This is a genomic window from Candidatus Cryptobacteroides sp., from assembly GCF_056207615.1.
Genome location: NZ_JBAEER010000118.1, coordinates 1 through 18,590, shown reverse-complemented (window position 1 = coordinate 18,590; position 18,590 = coordinate 1). Strand labels below are relative to the sequence as shown.

The 18,590-nt window shown below is 55.0% G+C and carries 17 protein-coding genes and 1 pseudogene; 10 read left to right on the top strand and 8 right to left on the bottom strand.

What is annotated here, in order from left to right; translation table 11 throughout:
• The 4 genes and pseudogenes from AC06ND_RS07140 to metG form a co-directional block, all read left to right on the top strand.
• Positions 1 to 383 (top strand): annotated as a pseudogene (locus AC06ND_RS07140) (ATP-dependent DNA helicase RecQ); the annotation flags it as partial.
• A 32-nt stretch (positions 384 to 415) separates the two neighbouring features.
• Complete coding sequence (locus AC06ND_RS07135; protein WP_475678301.1) at positions 416 to 1,003, top strand: DUF308 domain-containing protein; 588 nt, start codon at positions 416 to 418, stop codon at positions 1,001 to 1,003.
• Entirely contained in the window at positions 1,000 to 2,982 is a 1,983-nt protein-coding gene (gene dnaG, locus AC06ND_RS07130) for a DNA primase (RefSeq protein ID WP_475678300.1), read from the top strand. Before AC06ND_RS07135 ends, dnaG begins: the two co-directional genes overlap by 4 nt.
• 20 nt (positions 2,983 to 3,002) lie before the next feature.
• On the top strand, positions 3,003 to 5,201 hold the full coding sequence (gene metG, locus AC06ND_RS07125; RefSeq protein WP_475678299.1) for a methionine--tRNA ligase: 2,199 nt from the start codon (positions 3,003 to 3,005) through the stop codon (positions 5,199 to 5,201).
• Between the two features lie 78 nt (positions 5,202 to 5,279).
• Here metG and AC06ND_RS07120 read toward each other — a convergent pair whose 3' ends face one another.
• The 3 genes from AC06ND_RS07120 to AC06ND_RS07110 are packed head-to-tail and all read right to left on the bottom strand — an operon-like array spanning position 5,280 to position 8,020.
• On the bottom strand, positions 5,280 to 5,930 hold the full coding sequence (locus AC06ND_RS07120) for an O-methyltransferase (protein WP_475678298.1): 651 nt from the start codon (positions 5,928 to 5,930) through the stop codon (positions 5,280 to 5,282).
• Positions 5,931 to 5,933: 3 nt separating this feature from the next.
• Positions 5,934 to 7,172: a M16 family metallopeptidase gene (locus tag AC06ND_RS07115; protein ID WP_475678297.1), complete on the bottom strand. Its 1,239-nt coding sequence runs from the start codon at positions 7,170 to 7,172 to the stop codon at positions 5,934 to 5,936.
• Positions 7,172 to 8,020, bottom strand: coding sequence for a hypothetical protein (locus AC06ND_RS07110; protein ID WP_475678296.1), 849 nt, complete (start codon positions 8,018 to 8,020; stop codon positions 7,172 to 7,174). Before AC06ND_RS07110 ends, AC06ND_RS07115 begins: the two co-directional genes overlap by 1 nt.
• A gap of 70 nt (positions 8,021 to 8,090) precedes the next feature.
• On the opposite strand from AC06ND_RS07110, the gene dnaX reads away from it, so the two are divergent.
• Together dnaX and lptB are read left to right on the top strand one after the other, a co-directional pair.
• Positions 8,091 to 9,905, top strand: a complete 1,815-nt coding sequence (gene dnaX / locus AC06ND_RS07105; protein ID WP_475678295.1) for a DNA polymerase III subunit gamma/tau — start codon at positions 8,091 to 8,093, stop codon at positions 9,903 to 9,905.
• A 28-nt stretch (positions 9,906 to 9,933) separates the two neighbouring features.
• Entirely contained in the window at positions 9,934 to 10,710 is a 777-nt protein-coding gene (lptB, locus tag AC06ND_RS07100; protein ID WP_475678294.1) for an LPS export ABC transporter ATP-binding protein, read from the top strand.
• A 7-nt stretch (positions 10,711 to 10,717) separates the two neighbouring features.
• Here lptB and murA read toward each other — a convergent pair whose 3' ends face one another.
• On the bottom strand, positions 10,718 to 12,034 hold the full coding sequence (gene murA, locus AC06ND_RS07095) for a UDP-N-acetylglucosamine 1-carboxyvinyltransferase (RefSeq protein ID WP_475678293.1): 1,317 nt from the start codon (positions 12,032 to 12,034) through the stop codon (positions 10,718 to 10,720).
• Positions 12,035 to 12,108: 74 nt separating this feature from the next.
• On the opposite strand from murA, the gene murB reads away from it, so the two are divergent.
• Together murB and AC06ND_RS07085 are read left to right on the top strand one after the other, a co-directional pair.
• Positions 12,109 to 13,182 (top strand): UDP-N-acetylmuramate dehydrogenase, encoded by a 1,074-nt coding sequence (gene murB / locus AC06ND_RS07090; RefSeq protein WP_475678292.1) that lies wholly within the window; start codon positions 12,109 to 12,111, stop codon positions 13,180 to 13,182.
• A 25-nt stretch (positions 13,183 to 13,207) separates the two neighbouring features.
• Entirely contained in the window at positions 13,208 to 14,323 is a 1,116-nt protein-coding gene (locus AC06ND_RS07085; RefSeq protein WP_475678291.1) for a DUF418 domain-containing protein, read from the top strand.
• Here the strand turns inward: AC06ND_RS07085 and AC06ND_RS07080 are convergent.
• Positions 14,307 to 14,681, bottom strand: a complete 375-nt coding sequence (locus AC06ND_RS07080) for a LytTR family transcriptional regulator DNA-binding domain-containing protein (protein WP_475678290.1) — start codon at positions 14,679 to 14,681, stop codon at positions 14,307 to 14,309. The two genes, AC06ND_RS07085 and AC06ND_RS07080, sit on opposite strands and share 17 nt — an antisense overlap.
• 709 nt (positions 14,682 to 15,390) lie before the next feature.
• Here AC06ND_RS07080 and AC06ND_RS07075 point away from each other — a divergent pair.
• Complete coding sequence (locus tag AC06ND_RS07075; RefSeq protein WP_475678289.1) at positions 15,391 to 15,795, top strand: hypothetical protein; 405 nt, start codon at positions 15,391 to 15,393, stop codon at positions 15,793 to 15,795.
• Positions 15,796 to 15,920: 125 nt separating this feature from the next.
• Here AC06ND_RS07075 and efp read toward each other — a convergent pair whose 3' ends face one another.
• The 3 genes from efp to cmk form a co-directional block, all read right to left on the bottom strand.
• Entirely contained in the window at positions 15,921 to 16,490 is a 570-nt protein-coding gene (efp, locus tag AC06ND_RS07070) for an elongation factor P (RefSeq protein ID WP_475678288.1), read from the bottom strand.
• 70 nt (positions 16,491 to 16,560) lie between these two features.
• Entirely contained in the window at positions 16,561 to 17,493 is a 933-nt protein-coding gene (locus AC06ND_RS07065; RefSeq protein WP_475678287.1) for a 4-hydroxy-3-methylbut-2-enyl diphosphate reductase, read from the bottom strand.
• Positions 17,494 to 18,186 (bottom strand): (d)CMP kinase, encoded by a 693-nt coding sequence (cmk, locus tag AC06ND_RS07060; protein WP_475678286.1) that lies wholly within the window; start codon positions 18,184 to 18,186, stop codon positions 17,494 to 17,496. It abuts the gene before it with no gap.
• A gap of 70 nt (positions 18,187 to 18,256) precedes the next feature.
• Between cmk and AC06ND_RS07055 the strand changes: the two genes are divergently transcribed.
• Positions 18,257 to 18,590: response regulator (locus tag AC06ND_RS07055; protein ID WP_475678285.1), on the top strand; the 334-nt coding region annotated here is incomplete at its 3' end.

The window sequence follows — 18,590 nt, the reverse complement described above, 5'->3', positions numbered from 1 at the left end:
CCAAGTATGTCGAGGAGAACGAGATCGAGCGTCCTGACGACTTCGTGATGAAGACGACGACCAGCAAGTCGGCGAACAAGGTGTTTATCATCCAGTCCGTGGACCGCAAGATCCCGCTGGACGAGATCGCGAAGGAGAAGGGCATGGAGCTCGAGGAACTCGTGGAGGAGATGGAGTCCATCGTCTACTCGGGAACCAAGCTCAACCTCAACTACTATATCGAGGACATCCTCGATGACGATGCCATCGAAGAGGTGTTCGACTACTTCAAGGAGGCCGAGACCGACCACATGGCCGAGGCAATGGAGGAACTGGGCTCGTTCTTCGATGAAATCGAAGTTCGCCTCGTAAGGCTCAAATTCATCTGCGAAGTAGCCAATTAATTGCTAATTTTGCAGCCCAAAATCAAGGAACTATGATAACGATAGGATTCAAGAACTCATCATCAAGCTGGCTGAGAGCAGTGGTTGCCCTCGGTCTCGGCGTCGTGGTGCTTGTGACCTGCCTCCAGAACGCAGATCCTTTCGCGCTGCTCGTGAAGGTACTTGCGTGCTTTGTGATAGGATCTGGCATATTCACCTTTATCTACGGAATGCTCCGCAGGGACAACAAGGACTTCAGCCTCATGATGGTCAACACCGTGACCACCATTCTGATCGGTATAGGTCTCTTCGCGTTCTCCGGAGTGGTGGCGCGATTCTTCTTCTACATGATAGCGATAGTGCTGATCATATTCGGCGTGTTCCAGCTCGTGGCCCTCATCAGCGCCAGGACCGTCGTCCACACCGGAATCCTTCCGTACATCGGACCGGTGGTGGTGATCATGCTCGGAAGCTCTCTGCTCTCTCCGACCGTGGGCAACTCCGTGGGATATATCTGCGCAGCAGCGCTCATCCTCTACGGTATTTCAGAGATACTTACCAACCTCAAGATGCGCAAGGCCATCGACGAGGTGACCTATAACGTTGACGTAAACGACGAGAACGAGATAGACGAACAATGATTCCGCAGGAAACGGTAAACAGGGTACTCGACACCGTGAAGGTGGAAGAGGTGATTGGCGACTTTGTGACTCTCAAGAGACAAGGCGCCAATTATCTTGCATGTTGCCCCTTCCACAACGAGAAGACCCCGTCTTTCACCGTCTCTCCTGCAAGAGGATTCTACTACTGCTTCGGCTGCAAGAAGGGCGGCACCGCCGTGTCCTTCCTGATGGACCATGAGCGCATGACCTTCTCCGACGCCATCCGCTTCCTCGGAAAGAAATATGGCATCGAGATCAAGGAAGAGGAGGAGAGCGCAGAGACCATCGCGGCAAGGCAGAAGAGCGAGAGCCTCTACATCGTATCGGAGTTCGCCCAGAACTACTTTGCCAAGCAGCTCGAATCGGGCGAGGGCAGGGCGCTCGGATATGCCTATTTCAAGAGCCGCGGACTCGAGGACGAGACCATACGCAAGTTCGGACTCGGCTGGTGTCCTACCGACAGGTATGCACTGCTCAATGCGGCGCGCGCTGCCGGCCATAAGGAGGAGTACCTCGTCGAGAGCGGACTCTGCATCAAGACCGAGGAAGGCAAGATCTACGACCGTTTCCACGAGAGGGTGACCTTCCCTCTGCATTCGGTCAGCGGCCGTGTGCTTGGATTCAGCAGCCGTACGCTCAGGAGTGACAAGACCGTTGCGAAATACGTCAACTCCCCACAGACAGACATCTACGACAAGAGCAAGTTCCTCTATGGAATCTGGTTTGCGAAGCAGCAGATAGCCAAGGAAGACAGTTGTATACTCGTCGAGGGAAACCTGGACATGATCTCGATGCATCAGCTCGGACTGACCAACGTCGTTGCATCCTGCGGTACTTCCCTCACCGTGGACCAGATCAGGCTGATCAAGAGGTTCACCAGCAACGTGACCATCATTTACGATGGTGATGCTGCCGGAATCCATGCAGCCCTCAGGGGTATCGGACTCGTGCTCAAGGAAGGACTCAACGTGAAGGTCGTCCTCCTTCCTGACGGAATGGATCCCGATGATTTCACGAAGACCCATACTCTCGAGCAGGTAAGGCAGTTCATCTCCGACAATGCCAAGGACTTCATAGGCTTCAAGGCCGATCTCCTCCTCGACGAAGCCGGAAACGACCCGCTCAAGAAGGCCGAGCTCATCAATGACGTTGCCGATACGATTGCCCTCATCCCTGATGCGGTAAAGAGAGCGGTCTATACCGAAAGCTGTGCCCAGAAGTTCGGAATCGCCCAGGAGATACTCTCCAACAGGGTCTACAGGACCCATGAGGGCGTCATGGAGGAGGACAAACGCAGGTGGGAACGCGAACGTGCCGAGCAGGAAAGGAGAAATGTCCAGAGCCCTCAGGCTCAGGAACAGACCGAGACCCGTACCGTCCAGCTTGACGGTGCCGTCGGGAAGAAGACCGTCGCGAAGCCCTCAATACTCGAGCCGGTGGAGAAGGATCTCCTGAAGTTTATCTTCACCAGCGGACTCGACCTCATGGAATTCACCCGCGACAGCAAGTACTACACAGAGCCTCCGATGACGGTCGCCGAGTTCATAGACTCTTCGCTTCAGGACGACGATGCGCTCTTCGAGGACGGCGCAAGGCGAAGGGCCTACGACTCCTATTTCGAGTATTACGACGAGGGCCTCAGCCAGGATGAGATACTCAGGCGTATGACTTCCGGAGAGGATCAGGAGATAGTCAACCTTGTCGTGGAGCTCACCGCGTCGAGGTACGAGCTCACCGAGAAGAACCTCAGGAACTCGATGACCAAGCCTATGACCATACTCGTGCAGCAGGTGCCGAGAGCAATACTCCTGTACCACGTGAGGAGGCTTGACAAGCAGTTGGAAGAATACAAGGCACAGCTCCGCAACCCGGATGTCGATGCCATGATGATAATGACCGAGATCGCCCATCTCAACGAGATGAGAAGGAAACTGAACACGACCCTCGGCAGGAATTGATAACAAGAAAGCAATATTATATGAGCAAGAATTACAAAAGAACACTCGTGACCTGCGCCCTTCCTTATGCGAACGGCCCAGTCCACATCGGCCATCTCGCCGGAGTCTATGTCCCAGCGGATATCTATGTGAGGTATCTCAGGATGAGAGGCGAGGATGTCCTCTATATCTGCGGTAGCGACGAGCACGGTGTGCCTATCACCATCAAGGCTCGCCAGCAGGGCTGCACTCCACAGGATATCGTCGACAAGTACCATAAGATCATCAAGGATTCGTTCACCGGTCTCGGAATCAACTTCGACATCTACGGCCGTACCTCTTCCGAGGTGCATGACAAGAATGCCTCCGAGTTCTTCCGTAAGCTCTATGATGAGGGAAAGTTCATCACCAAGGAGTCAGAGCAGTACTATGATCCTGAGGCGAAGACCTTCCTTGCAGACCGCTACATCGTCGGAACCTGCCCTAAGTGCGGCGCCGAGGGTGCATACGGTGACCAGTGCGAGAAGTGCGGCAGCACACTCAGTCCGGAGGAACTCATCAACCCTAAGTCGAAGCTCAGCGGTGCCGAGCCTATCAAGAAGAAGACCTCCCATTGGTACCTTCCTCTCGACCAGTACGAGAAGTGGCTCAGCGAGTGGATACTCGACGGTCACAAGGAGTGGAGAAGCAATGTATACGGCCAGTGCAAGAGCTGGATCGACGGTGGTCTCCAGCCTCGCGCGGTGTCTCGTGACCTCGATTGGGGCGTCCCTGTGCCTGTAGAGGGCGCGGAGGGCAAGGTACTCTACGTGTGGTTCGATGCTCCTATCGGCTATGTCTCAAATACTCAGGAGCTCCTTCCTCAGACATGGAACAAGTGGTGGAAGAGCGAGGATACCAAGCTCGTGCACTTCATCGGCAAGGACAATATCGTCTTCCATTGCATCGTCTTCCCGTCAATGCTCAAGGCTTACGGCGACGGATATATCCTCCCGGACAACGTCCCTTCAAACGAGTTCCTCAATCTCGAGGGCGACAAGATCTCGACTTCCCGCAACTGGGCAGTTTGGGCTCACGAGTACCTCGAGCAGTTCCCTGGCAAGGAGGATGTGATGCGCTATGTGCTCACCGCCAATGCTCCGGAGACCAAGGACAATGACTTCAGCTGGAAGGACTTCCAGACCCGCAACAACAGCGAGCTCGTGGCTATCTTCGGCAACTTCGTGAACCGTGCGGTAGTCCTCACCCATAAGTATTTCGGAGGCAAGGTTCCTGCCTGCGGCGAGCTTCTCGACGTGGATAAGGAGACCCTCGCTGAGATTCCTGTGCTCAGGGCATCTCTCGAGAAGAACCTCGAAGGCTACCATTTCCGTGAGGCCCTCAAGGACGCAATGTCCATCGCCCGCGTAGGTAACAAGTACATCTCTGACACCGAGCCATGGAAGGTCGCAAAGACCGACATGGACCGCACCGCGACCATCCTCAACGTCTGCATGCAGATCTGCGCGGATCTCGCGATCGCGTTCGAACCGTTCACTCCATTTGCCGCAGAGAAGCTTCGCAAGATGCTCGGCGTATGCATATGCGCAGGAGTTGACCACCGCAAGGGTGAGCAGGAGACCGTGAATACATACAAGGCAGGTGAGGGCGCAGCCCTCCATACCGTGTCTGCAGATGCTCCTCAGCCAGCTTCTGCATGCCCTGGCAACGGCAAGTGCGTATGCCTCAACTGGGATATGCTCGGCAATACCGATATCATCGCCGCAGGACATGAGGTCGGAGCGGCAGAGCTCCTCTTCGCCAAGATTGAGGACGATGCCATCCAGGCTCAGCTCGACCGTCTCGACGCTATCCGTGCCGAGCGCGAGGCTGCCGCAAAGGCGGAGGCCGCAAAGGTCGTCGCTCCGCAGAAGGATGAGTGCAGCTTCGGGGATTTCGAGAAGATGGACATCAGGACTGCGACCGTACTCGAGGCAGAGCGTGTGCCAAAGACTGACAAGCTCCTCAAGCTCACTATCGACACCGGAATCGACAAGAGAACCATAGTCTCAGGTATCGCAGAGTACTATACTCCGGAGGAGATGGTCGGAAAGCAGATATGCATACTCGCAAATCTCGCTCCTCGCAAGATCCGTGGCATCGTGTCCAAGGGCATGATACTCATGGCTCGCCAGGGTGACGGCAAGATGCGCTTCGTGACTCCACAGGAGACTCTCGCTAACGGCGCCCAGATCGGCTAATCCCCGGTTTACGAAAATATTAGCCCCCACAGTTGTCCGTCAAGGCTCTGTGGGGGCTTTTTGGTTTGTAGAATACTTCTAGAGCTTATGTATGATGTTGAGTCCGTCTCGCAGAGGAAGGATCACGGACTCCACGCGCGGGTCAGCTGCGACCATGTCGTTGAACTTCGCTATGCCGAGAGTCTGCTTGTCCTGAGGCATGGGCTCTTCCCAGACCTTTCCGTCCCAGAGCACGTTGTCTCCGAGTATCCATCCGCCAGGTCTGACCAGGTCGAAGACCAGTTCATAGTACTCGGGATATTCTCGCTTGTTCGCATCTATGAAGACCAGGTCATAATATCCTTTTCGTCCTTGCTCATGGAAGTTGCGGAGGGTTTCCTTGCAGTCGCCTATGTGCAGTGATATAGTGTCCGCGAGACCAGCGCGGTCAAAGCCTTCAAGAATTAGATCTTCGAGCTCGTCATTCAGTTCGAGGGTGTCGAGATGGGATTTCTCCGGTTCGCGGAAACCTGATGCAAGGCACACTGCGGAGTAGCCGGTGAAGGTTCCAAGCTCAAGGATGCGATGGGCGTCCAGCATCTCGGTTATCATCTTGAGGAACCTTCCCTGGACAGCGCCGGAGAGCATCCTGGCGTGGTTGGTGCGTATGTTGGTCTGGCGCTGGATCCATGCGAGAGCCTCGTCCTGTGCCGATGAGTGTTCGAGTATGTATCTGTCTGCTGCTTCCATATCCTAGATGAAGATGAGTTTGGAGAGTTTTCCGTTACCGAATACCCTCTTGGCGACGGCCATGAGCTCTTCTGCCGTTACCTGCTCCACGAGCTCGCTGTTGTGCCCGGCCGAAGATACCTTCCCATAAGCCAGAAGGGACTTGCCCATGCTCAGGCACTGCGACTCTCCGTTGTCGCTGCTGATCGCCAGCTGTCCGAGCAATTGCTTCTTTGCTGCCTTGAGCCTGGCTGGGGACATAGGCTCGTTCTGTATCCTGTTGACTTCGCGATCGATGACGGCGAGGCACTTGTCGAGGTTCTCCTTGTCGCAGCCCAGATATATGGCCATGATGCCCGAATCTGCATACTGGGTGAAGGTGCACTCGACCCCGTATACCCAACCGTTCTTTTCCCTGAGGATGGAGTTCAGTATGCTGTTGGTCGCCGGACCTCCGAGTATGTTGCTCAGCAGTACGGCTGCTATGCGCTCCTTCTCCTCATAGAGCGAAGGTGCGGTGTTTCCTATGACGCAGTTGACCTGGTGGTTTCGCTTGTTGACCGTCTTGTCGAAGCGCTCGCTGCTGCGCTCGAAGGCCTCAGGAACACAAGGTTCGCAGGCGGTGTATGCCGGCGCATCAGGGAAATGCTTCTCGACCAGACGGAGTATGAGCTTCTCAATCTTGTCCTCGTCCTCGTCGGCGACGACCGTGAAGGCGATGCGCTCCGGGCTGAACTTCTCCGCCACGAAGGAGCGAAGCTCTTCGCTGCTTATCTTCTTTACCGAGGCTGCTGTTCCGAGTATCGGGCTGGACAGGGGATGACCCTCGAAGAGCATCTCCTCGAACTTGTCGTATACATCTTCGGAAGGGGAGTCCTTGTAGGAATGGATCTCGTCTATGACCACGCCCTTTTCCGTGCTGATCTCCTTCTCGGGGAAGGTCGGCTCGGTGGCAAGCTCGAAAAGTAGCCCTGCGGCCTTCTTGAGGTCCTCCTTGAGGACTGTGGCATGCAGCACTATCTCTTCCTTGGTGGTATATGCGTTGAGCTCTCCGCCGAGCTTGTCGAGGTAACCGTTGATCACGGATGCCGACTTGTGGGCGGTTCCCTTGAAAAGGGTGTGCTCGACGAAATGGGCGATGCCGCTGTGATAGCCAGCCTCGTCGCGCGTGCCACACTTGATGCTGAGCGCGCAATATGCCGCCGAAGAGTGGCTGCGCCTGATGCCGTACTGCAGTCCGCAGGCTGCCCTTCCTGTCTTCATTACTGTCTTGCGGATTCTATCTTCTTGAAATCCTCTACGAGGAGGCCCTTAGGGGATTTCTTTCCTATTCTGTGCCTGCGATACATATAGAGAGTATGGTCCTCGCAGTTGATGAGCATCTTGTAGCAATATGAGCCGACCACGGCGTCGAGAGGGGCCACGGTGTAGCTCACGAGGGTATTTGCGGCGCCCTCGTCCATGAGGTCGTCAACGTCCTCGACGTCCATGAACTCGATGCCGTTGCGACCGTAGATGAGCTTGTAGTTGTTGTTGATCTCGTCCGAGCAGTCCTCGTTCGCGATGGCGATCCTCATCTGCTTAGTGCTGCTGAGCTTGTTGGTCGAGTTGCTCAGTCCGGTGAAGCTGTTGATGTCCTTCTCCATGCAGTCGAGGGTGAGCTGCTGGATTACCTTCAGCAATGCCGGAAGCATCACGTACTCTCTTCCCTCAGGGTCTGCGACGGCGCGGAAAGGAATGGTCGCCACCTCGAGCATCTCGTTGACACCTTCGGCCGAGCCCATTCCGCCCTTGAAGAGGCCGAGCATCTCGATGCCTGGCTCTGATTCCTTCCTGAACTGGCCTGTGACTATCATGAGGAAGTAGTAGTCAGGGTCAGACTTGAGCTTCTCGAAGTCGCTCTGGGTGCAGAACTCATAAGGAGAGACGGTCCACGCCTCCCTTGCAACTTTCTGGTATACTCCGTCGAACATCGTGTTACCGGTGAGGACGATCTTGGTGGTCTTGTCGGTGAAATCGGCAATCTTAAGTTTCTTGGTCGTGATCTGAGCCTGTGCGAACATCGTTATCGGGAGTATCGCTGCGGCTATGATGGCAAGGATCTTCTTCATATCTGTATCGTTCTATATAGTTATGTATAGCTGGACAAAGTTACAAAATTAATGCCTATATTTGCTTGTTATGTCAGAGTATATCGTATCAGCCAGGAAGTACAGACCGGAGAATTTCGAAACCCTCATCGGCCAGGACAATATCGCGACCACCCTCAAGAACTCCATCCTGAGGGGCCAGCTCGCCCATGCCTATCTCTTCTGCGGTCCGCGCGGAGTCGGTAAGACCACCACTGCGCGTATCTTCGCGAAGATGATCAACTGCTCCAATCCGAGCGAGGACATGGAGCCGTGCGGCGAGTGCGAATCATGCCGTTCCTTCGCTGAGGGACGCTCGTACTGCATCCATGAACTCGATGCCGCTTCCAACAACGGAGTCGAGGACATCAAGGCCCTGATCGAGCAGGTTAGGGTTGCACCTCAGGTCGGAAAGTACAGCGTATACATCATCGACGAGGTCCACATGCTCTCGCAGTCGGCCTTCAACGCCTTCCTCAAGACGCTCGAGGAACCGCCTGCACATGCGATCTTCATACTCGCGACCACCGAGAAGCACAAGATTCTTCCGACCATCCTCTCACGTTGCCAGACCTACGATTTCAACAGGATCACTGTCGAGAACATAGTCCGCAACCTCAGGATGATTGCCCAGAAGGAGTCGATAACCATAGACGATGAGTCGCTCCATGTGATAGCCCAGAAGGCCGACGGTGCGATGCGCGATGCGCTCACCATCTTCGACCAGACGGTCGCGTTCTGCGGTACGGAGGTGAAGTATGAGGATGTGCTCAAGAACCTCAACGTCCTCAGCCATGAGCACTGCTTTTCCCTCGTCGAGAACTTCCTCGCCGGTGACTATGCATCGGCCATGCTCAAGTTCGACGAGATACTCGGAAAGGGCTTCAACGCCCTCCACTTCGTGGCTGCCCTCAGTTCCCATTTCAGGGATCTCGTGGTCAGCAAGAGCGCAGGACTCGATGCGTTGCTCGAGCTTCCGGAGTCTCTCAAGCTCCGCTATAAGGAGCAGGCGGACCGTTGCCCTATCAAGTTCCTCTACGATGCACTCAACGTCACTTCGCAGTGTGAGTCGGGTTACCGCGCAAGCGTGAATCCGCGTCTCCATATTGAATTCGCGCTTATGCGCCTGAGCTTCCTTCTCTCGGAGCCGGCCCAGCCTGCCGCGAGCGTCGCAGCCCCAGTCGCAAGACCTGCCGCCCAGCCAGCAGCCGCAGCAATGCCTGCCGCCCAGCCGGTTTCTCAGCCAGCAGCCGCCCCAGCAGCGCAACCAAGTACAAGCCCGGCATCTACCGCGGCAGCCCCTGCCCCTGCAGCGCAACCAAGCGCTACCCCAACAGCTCCAGCAGCAACCTCAGCTCCAGCTGCCCAGCCTGGCGCTCCTGCTGCAGAAGCCGCTCCTCGCCGTCGCCGCGCAGGAGCAAGCATGTCGCTCAACAGCATCCTCAACGAAGACACCGCCAAGGCCGAGACCGAAGTCGTAGAGATCCGTACGGACAAGCCTGGAAAGGAGGAGATACTCGAGAAATGGCAGCAGTGCGCTGAGCTCTTCGCCGACAAGCAGCGTCTTGCCAATGCGATCAAGACCTCGAAGGTCGAGATCGTCGACAATGACGTACAGATAGACATGACCTTCCTCGTCGCGAACGACGCACAGGTCAACTGGATACGCTCCAATGCCCTTTCAAGGCTCGAAGGACGCCTCCAGCAGCTCCTCAGCTGGCCTGCGATCAAGCTTGATGTAGCCCGTGCTGACGATGGAACCATGGTCAAGGAAGCCTATACTCCTGAGGAGAAATACGCAGCCATGAGGGAGGCCAACCCTGAACTCGCGTCGCTCATCAGCGACATGGACGCAACTTTGAAATAGTAACAAACAGCATATAGGAGAACGCCAGATGAAGCTCAGATGTGAGAACTTAGTCAAGAAATACGGTGCCCGTACGGTCGTCAAGGGTGTGTCCATGGAGGTAAACCAGGGCGAGATCGTGGGATTTCTCGGACCGAACGGTGCGGGTAAGACCACCAGCTTCTATATGATCACCGGCCTCATTGTCCCAAACGCGGGCCGAACCTTCCTCGATGACGAGGACATTACCGATCTTCCAATGTACAAGCGCTCCCAGAAGGGCGTCGGCTACCTCGCGCAGGAGGCGTCCGTGTTCAGGAAGATGTCTGTCGAGGACAACATCATGTCCGTGATGCAGATGTCCAAATACACCAAGAAGGAGAGGGAAGAGCGTCTGGAGTCACTCATCGATGAGTTCAATCTCCACAAGGTGCGCAAGAGCCTCGGAATCCAGCTTTCCGGTGGTGAGCGTCGCCGTTGCGAGATTGCCCGTGCACTCGCAATCGACCCTAAGTTCATCCTTCTCGACGAGCCGTTTGCCGGCGTCGACCCTATCGCGGTCGAGGATATCCAGCACATCATCGCGAAGCTCAAGTACAAGAACATCGGCGTGATCATCACCGACCATAACGTTGGCGAGACCCTCGCCATCATCGATCGCGCATACCTTCTCTACGAGGGTACCATCCTTCAGAGCGGTACCCCTGAGGAACTCGCCGCCGACGAGGATGTCCGCACCAAGTACCTCGGTTCGAACTTCGTCCTCAAGCGCTCCGACGCCTTCGAGAAGCTCCGCCGCGAATACGAGGCCAAGCAGCAGCTCTAAATATACGCTATGCCTGGCGGGTGATCTTGGCGCCGAGGGCGTTGAGGCGGATGTCGATGTCCTCGTATCCGCGGTCGATCTGCTCGATGTTGCTGATGGTGCTGGTGCCGTTCGCGGACATCGCTGCGATGAGCAGGGCGATGCCGGCACGGATATCTGGCGAGAGCATCTTTCCGGCGCGGAGCTGGAAATTGTGGTCATGGCCGATCACCACCGCACGGTGAGGGTCGCAGAGGATGATCTGTGCGCCCATGTCGATGAGCTTGTCGGTGAAGAAGAGACGGCTCTCGAACATCTTCTGGTGGATCAGGACGCTGCCCTTGCACTGGGTCGCAACCACGAGGAGCACCGAAAGAAGGTCCGGAGTGAGGCCAGGCCAAGGTGCATCGGCGAGGGTCATGATGGAACCGTCGAGGAAGGAATCGATCACATAGCTCTCCTGCTCCGGAACGAAGATGTCGTCGCCGCGCTGCTCGAGCTTGACTCCGAGCCTGCGGAAGCACTCAGGTATGATGCCGAGATTCTCGTATGAGACATTCTTGATTGTGAGGCTGCTCTGGGTGAGCGCTGCCATTCCGATGAATGAGCCGACCTCGATCATGTCCGGAAGGATGCGGTGCTGCGCCCCGTGGAGCTCAGGCACGCCCTGGATCTTGAGGAGGTTGGAACCTATGCCCTCGATATGTGCGCCCATGGCCACGAGGAGCTTGCTGAGCTGCTGGACATAAGGCTCGCAGGCGGCGTTGTAGATGGTGGTCTCGCCCTCGGCGAGGGAAGCCGCCATGAGGATGTTCGCAGTACCGGTCACCGATGCCTCGTCAAGGAGCATGTACGTACCCTTGAGGTGGCTGCCTTCCGGAATGCTGAGCTCATGAGCCTTCTTCTTGCTGTCGTACTGGGTGGTCGCACCGAGGTTGACCATACCCTGGATATGGGTGTCGACCCTGCGGCGTCCGGTCTTGTCTCCGCCTGGCTTCGGGAAATATGCATGTCCGAAACGGGCGAGGAGCGGACCGACGACCATCACCGAGCCGCGGAGGCTTGCGCACTTCTGCACGAAGAGATCGCTTCCTATATACTCCCTGTCGATGGCGTCAGCCTGGAAGGTGTACACGCCCTTCTCGTGTCGGGTGACCTTGACGCCCATGCCCTCGAGCATGGAGATGAGGTTCTTCACGTCGAGAATCTCAGGAATGTTGGATATTGTTACCGCTTCCGAGGTGAGGAGAACTGCGCTGATGACTTCGAGCGCCTCGTTCTTTGCGCCCTGTGGGTGGATGGTGCCGCTGAGCTTGTGGCCGCCTTCGATTACGAATGAACTCATGAATACGTGGTCTTGTCTTACAAAGATAAGCAAAATCGGCCTTATGGTGAAGGAAAAGTTGCTAACTTTGGAGTATGATATCAAAAGTTTACAGTCAGGACCTGAGCGGCAAGAACACCTTCAGGATGAAGGTACAGTGCCGCGTGTTCATCGAGTACGACAGCATCGCCGACCTCTTCGAACTGGATTTCGAGGACATGCTCAAGCCCATCAAGCACATAGGCGGCGGAAGTAATCTCCTTTTCACCAAGGATTTCCCCGGTACCATACTCCACTCGAAGGTGAACTTCATCGAGGAGCTCCGCGAGGACGGGGATAAGGTGCTCGTGTCCGTCGGCGCCGGAGTCGTGTTCGACGAGCTCTGCGAATGGGCTGCGAAGCGCGGTCTCTGGGGCCCGGAGAACCTCTCCCACATTCCTGGCGAGGTGGGCGCGTCCGCCGTGCAGAACATCGGTGCATACGGGGTCGAGGCCAAGGATATCATCAGGACCGTCTGCGCGTATGACCTCGAGGAGGAAGATTTCGTGCGCTTCGACGTGTCCGAGTGCAAATATGGATATAGGGAGTCCATGTTCAAGACCGCCGAGAACAAGGACAGGTACATAATCACCCACGTCGTATTTGCTTTCAGCAGGAAGGCCGAGCCGAAGCTGGACTACGGTCACATCAGCGAGGCCGTGCTTGCCCGCGCTGGCGGGGACCTTGCCGCAGTGACACCGCAGATGGTGCGCGAGACCATCGTCGAGATACGCAAGCAGAAGCTCCCGGAGCCGGCCGAACTCGGCAGTGCAGGCAGCTTCTTCAAGAATCCGGTCGTGAGCGTCGAGACCTATGAACATGTCGTCGCAGTCGCGAAGGAGATGGCTGTGAAGAACGGGACGGAGATTCCGGCGGTGCCGCACTATGATCTCGTGGCCGAGGACGGTACCCCTGTGGTGAAGATTCCTGCAGCATGGCTGATCGAGCAGTGCGGGTGGAAGGGACGCCGCAGCGGAAATGCCGCCGTCTACTCGAAGCAGCCCCTCGTGATCGTGAACTATACAGGAATGGCGGAGCCGGAGGAGATTGTCTCTCTCGAGAGCAAGGTGATCGTCTCCGTGCGCGAGCGTTTCGGCATCGTCCTCTCTCCGGAAGTGGAGCACATATAGACCTTAAACGTGTAATACCCATACCATGTACAAGACCAAAGGATTGAAGAACGGCCGCATCGAGGTGGCCGACGCCCTCAGGGGCCTTGCAGTGATCGGAATCATCCTCTACCACTCGGTAGAGCATTTCAATGTGTTCGGACCTCCTGCGACCTACCAGCTCGCATGCGACGGAAAGGTGTTCAACATCCTCAACCTTCTCCTCTCCGGAAAGATGTACGGCATCTTCGCCGTGCTCTTCGGACTGAGTTTCTTCATCATGAGGGACAATCAGGAGCAGAAGGGAAAAGATTTCTCGCTGCGCTTCGCTTGGCGAATGGTTCTGCTCTTCGCCCTCGGCGCAATCAATACCTGCCTGTACGATGGTGACATTCTCACCACCTATGCGTTTCTCGGCCTTCTGATGATACCGGCCGGCTATCTCAGCACGCCTGTGCTCGCAGTGATTACGGGTATACTCCTCATCCAGCCGACGGAGATCATCTCCCACCTCACCGGATGGGCTCCGAACATCTCCTTCGTCGGTGGAAACTATGGAAAGATGGGTGATGCGCACATCAACGGAAGCTTCATCGACGGCATCGTGGCGAATGCGAGGTACGGATTCGTTACCACCATGGGCTGGTTCATCATGGTCGGAAGGCTCACCCAGACCCTCGGCCTGTTCTATGTCGGAATACTTTTCGGCCGTCTCAGACTCTTCTACGACGAGGGACGCAACCTCCGTACATGGGCAATCATGCTCGGGGTGTCGACCGTCCTGGTGATTGCAGGCTCTTATGTGGATTTCGGAACATGGTCGAAGGTCCTCAAACCTATGCACAACCTCTGCATCCTTACGGTGATAATGTCGGCATTCGTGCTTCTCTGGTACAAGGTCTCAGGATTCATGAAGGCTCTCTCGAAGATATGTTTCTTCGGCAGGATGAGTCTCACCAACTACCTCCTCCAGTCCGTGCTCGGCAGCACGCTCTTCTATGGTTTCGGCCTCAGCCTCTGCACCAAGCTCGGTACGACCTGGTCGGCCCTGGTCGGCGTCGGCATCATCGTCGTGCAGTTCACCCTGCTCTACTTCTGGTCCCTCAAGCACCAGCGCGGCCCGCTCGAGACCATCTGGCGCAAGCTCACCTGGATATGGTAGCCTTCAGCTGCTTGGCAGTCGCGTTTGTCGTTACGATCTCGACTTCTTCGTACGGCTTCTTCAGTTTCAGTATCTTGTTTCGGCCGTTGGTCGGAACGATCGAGTCGAGGTAGTTCGTGTTCAGTATAGTCTGGCGATTGACCCTGACGAAAGCTTGTGGGTCAAGTTCCGCAAGGAGGCTATTCATTGAAGAGTACAACGACCCTCTCGAGCCGTCTGAAAGGTAGAACCACACGAGGCCTTGGTCGTACGACATATAACAAGTGTCCTCAAGGTTCACGACAGACGTTCCCTTGCCGCGTTGGATGCTGACCGTAGCCCTCTTCGTCTCGGCTGCCTGAGATTGGTTTCCGGTCAAATCGGCAGGACCAGCCGTTTGTTTTTGCAAGTCGGGTTGGGCACCATCTGTCTTCCGTGAAGTTACACCATGAACAGTCAATGGCTCATCCGGTTTGGTCAAGGTGTGGTAAACGAAGATCAGGATGAACTGGCAGAGGACGGATCCGAGAAGAATGTCGGGAAAAGACTCCTGCACCTTTAATATATAGCACGCCGATGCGACGACAATCGCACACATCAACACCGTGGACAGAGCCATAAAGGCGACCTCCATAAGTTGCCTGTATCTATCGGACGGAAAGCGGTTGCGTATTTTCTGAATCAGGTGATATACTCCTATGGAGCATAGCGACATCGTGACGTAGGAAACGAAAACGACTGATACTGCCGCATATTCGGGCACGACACCCAGTCTCATGATGTTTCCGATTGAGGACTCACCATAGATCACATACTCAAAGAACAGGAAAGCGATGATCGCTGCCAGGATAGAATTCAAGGCATGGAGTGTCCTTATGTTGCGTTCGTTCCTCAAAATGTCGCGTTCGTCAAAATAATTTGCCCACAGATAAAATAATGATAAACTTTGGGTCAGGAAACCACTAAACACAAAGTTATGAAATTTAAGAGAAAACCGCGTCTCCGGAAGAGATGGAGGAATGAACTTTTTATTTGATTTTGAATCCAATAAAACATGCTTAACAAAAATGAAACAAATATAGGAATCTATGAAAAGGATGACCCAAGAAGAGATGGAAGAATCTCTTACTCGAATGAATGATGCAAAACGCGACTTAACCAGGATACTTCTGGTGGAAGTGGCGTATGTAACTCTAGGGCTTGGAGCATTATTCGCACTGCGCGATTCTGCATTTGCATGGGTGCTTCTCGGGATAGGAATATTCGCAGGAGTATTGTCAATAATCCGAGATTTGATGGTGTCCCTTGGCAAGGCTCAGGCGAGAAAAAGTCGGTATCTATGGGTAGTTCTCTCCCTCCAGGCCCTCTGCGTCCCACTCATTTTGCTTTCATATACGTACGACAACACCTGGTGCCATGTCTGCATAATCATCATAGTCGTATTCCAGCTCCTGTCGATACTCCTTGACGTCTTGACTTCTCCCCAGAAGTGACATTCGTAAGTCGTTGACTGATAGCGCATAATATGAAGGACGGCTCCCTTTTCTGAGGGAGCCGTCCTTATGTGATGTTGCTGATAACCAGCGTGTTATGTTCGCTCAAAAAGCGGACGCCAAGACTACTTGATACGTGAATCGTACTCGCGGGTCTCGGTGTTCACGATGATGTGCTCACCCTGCTGGATGAAGAGAGGAACCATGAGGATTGCACCGGTCTCTACGGTAGCCTCCTTGAGTGCAGAAGTAGAAGCGGTATCGCCCTTTACTGCAGGCTCGGTGTAGGTAACCTCGAGCTCAACCTTTGCAGGAAGCTCGCAAGTGAGGCCGCGCTCCTCGTCGGCAACGAACATGACCTCGACATGGTGTCCCTCCTTCATGAGGTCAGCGTTGGTTACGAGATCCTCAGCGAGCTGAATCTGCTCGTAGGTCTCCTCGTGCATGAAGTTGAAGGTACCGTCAGCGTCCTTGTAAAGGAACTGATAAGGTCTTCTCTCAACGTTGATGGTCTCGATCTTCGCACCTGCAGTGAAGGTGTTCTCGAGGATACGACCGTTCTCAAGGTTGCGGAGTTTTGTCTTAACGAATGCTGGGCCCTTACCTGGCTTTACGTGCTGGAACCAAACGATAGAAACTGGCTTACCGTTGAAGTTCATGAAAAGGCCGTTCTTGAAATCTGCTGTTGTTGCCATAAATATTTCTGTACTTTAATTTGATAATCAACTAGGTAGGCTTGCGCCTAATCGGGCGCAAAAATACGAATTAGTCCTCTAACTGCAAAATTTTCTGTGCCACTTGCTCCAGAAGCCACTTCGGAGTCGATGTCGCACCGCATACTCCGACCTTGTCGGACGGCTTGAACCAGCTCGGATCAATGTCTTCTGCCGACTCTATATGCCACGTCTTCGGGTTGTGCTGACGGCACAGGTCACATAACACCTTCCCGTTCGAGGATGCCTTCCCGGCCACGAAAATGATGACGTCGTGATCCTGCGCGAATTCTGCAAGCTTCGAGTGGCGGGTCGCCACCTGAGAACATATCGTGTTCTTCACGGTGAGCATTCCGCTCATCCTGAAATCTTCAGGACTCAAGCCGGCAGCTGCGGCCATCCGCTCTGCGAGCTTGTCGCAGACCTGGGCGTACTCATCCGGATTCTTTGTCGTCTGTGAGAAAATGACGGTTTTCTTCCTGAGATCGATCGTCCCGTCCTCCATGGCCGCTTCGAGAGCAGCCATCTTCTCGATCACCGGTGCCTTTCCGTCAATCTGACCAAGCAGTCCGAGGACCTCTGCGTGTCCGACCTTTCCGAATATGATGATCTGAGTCCTGCCTTCGCCCTCGTCCCAGCTCGCCCGTATGTCCTGCTGGAGCTTGAGCACCACCGGGCATGTGCAGTCCTCTATGAGAAGTCCCTTCCTGCGGAGGGTCTCGTATGTCTTTGGCGGAGCGCCGTGTGCACGTATGAGAAGGTGTTCCGGAGTCTGGCACTCGCATGCGTCAGGCATGTTCTCGAGGTCTGTGTCGCCGATCACGACCATTCCCTTCTCCTCGAGACGGCGCAGCTCCGCGTCGTTGTGCACGATGGCACCGAGGGAGTAGAGCCTGCTGTTCCTGGCGAGGCACTCCTCCGCCTTGGTGATGGCTCTGATCACTCCGGCACAGAAGCCGGATCTCTTGTCAATATCTACGGTCATCTATGCTCCGAATCTTTCTGCGATGAGTTCCTTGATCCAGACCATCTGGTCGTCGAATGTCATGTGCGAGTTGTCGAGCACGACTGCGTCCTCTGCCTGCACGAGCGGCGATACCTCGCGGTGGGAGTCGATGTAGTCCCTTTCCTGAAGGTTCCTGAGCACGTCTTCAATGTTCACATCCTCTCCCTTGGCGCGCATTTCGGCAGCACGTCTTTCGGCTCTCACCATCGGATCCGCAGTCATGAAAATCTTGAGCTCGGCGTCAGGGAACACGGTCGTGCCTATGTCCCTTCCGTCCATCACGACCCTCTTGTTGCTTCCGGCGCGGTGCAGTATGCTGTCCACGAAGGCGCGTACGAAGCCCACCGCCGAGATGAAACTGACCTTGTCGGACACCGCAAGCGTACGGATCTCTCCCTCTATGCACCTCTCCCCGTTGTAGAGCTGGCTTCCTTCTCCGTGATTCTCGAAATGGAGCTCTAGGGTCGGAAGCATCTTCTCGAGGGCTTCGAGCTCGATCTTTCCTTCGTCGTCGATGATTCCGTTCTCGATCGCGGAGAGGGTCACGCCCCTGTAGAGCGCGCCTGAGTCAAGATAGAGATATCCCATGTCCTTCGCGACGAGCTTTGCGAAGGAACTTTTACCTGTAGACGAGAAGCCGTCTATTGCGATTATGATGTCTGGTGTGTTCATCCAAGTGTTGTTCAAGATAGCAAATGTAGAAAAAAATGATGATATTTGCGTAGTTATAATTGACAGCTTTATGAAGATACTGATCATCGACGACGAGAGGGCAATTCGCAATTCCCTGAGTGAGATTCTTGCGGACGAAGGCTTCGATGTCGATACCGCAGAAGACGGTGCGAAGGGCGTGGAAATGGCCGAGAAGGAGAAATATTCGGTCGTTTTCTGTGATATCAAGATGCCGAACATGGACGGACTCGAGGTTCTCGACGCGTTCAGGGAGAAGGGCATTGACGCAGCCGTCATCATGATTTCCGGCCATGGAGACATCTCCACAGCCGTCGATTGCATAAAGAAGGGCGCGTTCGACTTCATCCAGAAGCCACTCGACCTCAACCGCATACTCATCACCA

Bases quoted from the DNA above. Each gene is read 5' to 3' on its own strand.
- murA (WP_475678293.1), bottom strand. From the start codon at position 12,034: ATGAGTTCATTCGTAATCGAAGGCGGCCACAAGCTCAGCGGCACCATC.
- murB (WP_475678292.1), top strand. From the start codon at position 12,109: ATGATATCAAAAGTTTACAGTCAGGACCTGAGCGGCAAGAACACCTTC.
- AC06ND_RS07075 (WP_475678289.1), top strand. From the start codon at position 15,391: ATGAAAAGGATGACCCAAGAAGAGATGGAAGAATCTCTTACTCGAATG.
- dnaX (WP_475678295.1), top strand. From the start codon at position 8,091: ATGTCAGAGTATATCGTATCAGCCAGGAAGTACAGACCGGAGAATTTC.
- lptB (WP_475678294.1), top strand. From the start codon at position 9,934: ATGAAGCTCAGATGTGAGAACTTAGTCAAGAAATACGGTGCCCGTACG.
- AC06ND_RS07120 (WP_475678298.1), bottom strand. From the start codon at position 5,930: ATGGAAGCAGCAGACAGATACATACTCGAACACTCATCGGCACAGGAC.
- dnaG (WP_475678300.1), top strand. From the start codon at position 1,000: ATGATTCCGCAGGAAACGGTAAACAGGGTACTCGACACCGTGAAGGTG.
- AC06ND_RS07110 (WP_475678296.1), bottom strand. From the start codon at position 8,020: ATGAAGAAGATCCTTGCCATCATAGCCGCAGCGATACTCCCGATAACG.
- cmk (WP_475678286.1), bottom strand. From the start codon at position 18,186: ATGAACACACCAGACATCATAATCGCAATAGACGGCTTCTCGTCTACA.
- metG (WP_475678299.1), top strand. From the start codon at position 3,003: ATGAGCAAGAATTACAAAAGAACACTCGTGACCTGCGCCCTTCCTTAT.
- AC06ND_RS07135 (WP_475678301.1), top strand. From the start codon at position 416: ATGATAACGATAGGATTCAAGAACTCATCATCAAGCTGGCTGAGAGCA.
- efp (WP_475678288.1), bottom strand. From the start codon at position 16,490: ATGGCAACAACAGCAGATTTCAAGAACGGCCTTTTCATGAACTTCAAC.
- AC06ND_RS07065 (WP_475678287.1), bottom strand. From the start codon at position 17,493: ATGACCGTAGATATTGACAAGAGATCCGGCTTCTGTGCCGGAGTGATC.
- AC06ND_RS07085 (WP_475678291.1), top strand. From the start codon at position 13,208: ATGTACAAGACCAAAGGATTGAAGAACGGCCGCATCGAGGTGGCCGAC.
- AC06ND_RS07115 (WP_475678297.1), bottom strand. From the start codon at position 7,172: ATGAAGACAGGAAGGGCAGCCTGCGGACTGCAGTACGGCATCAGGCGC.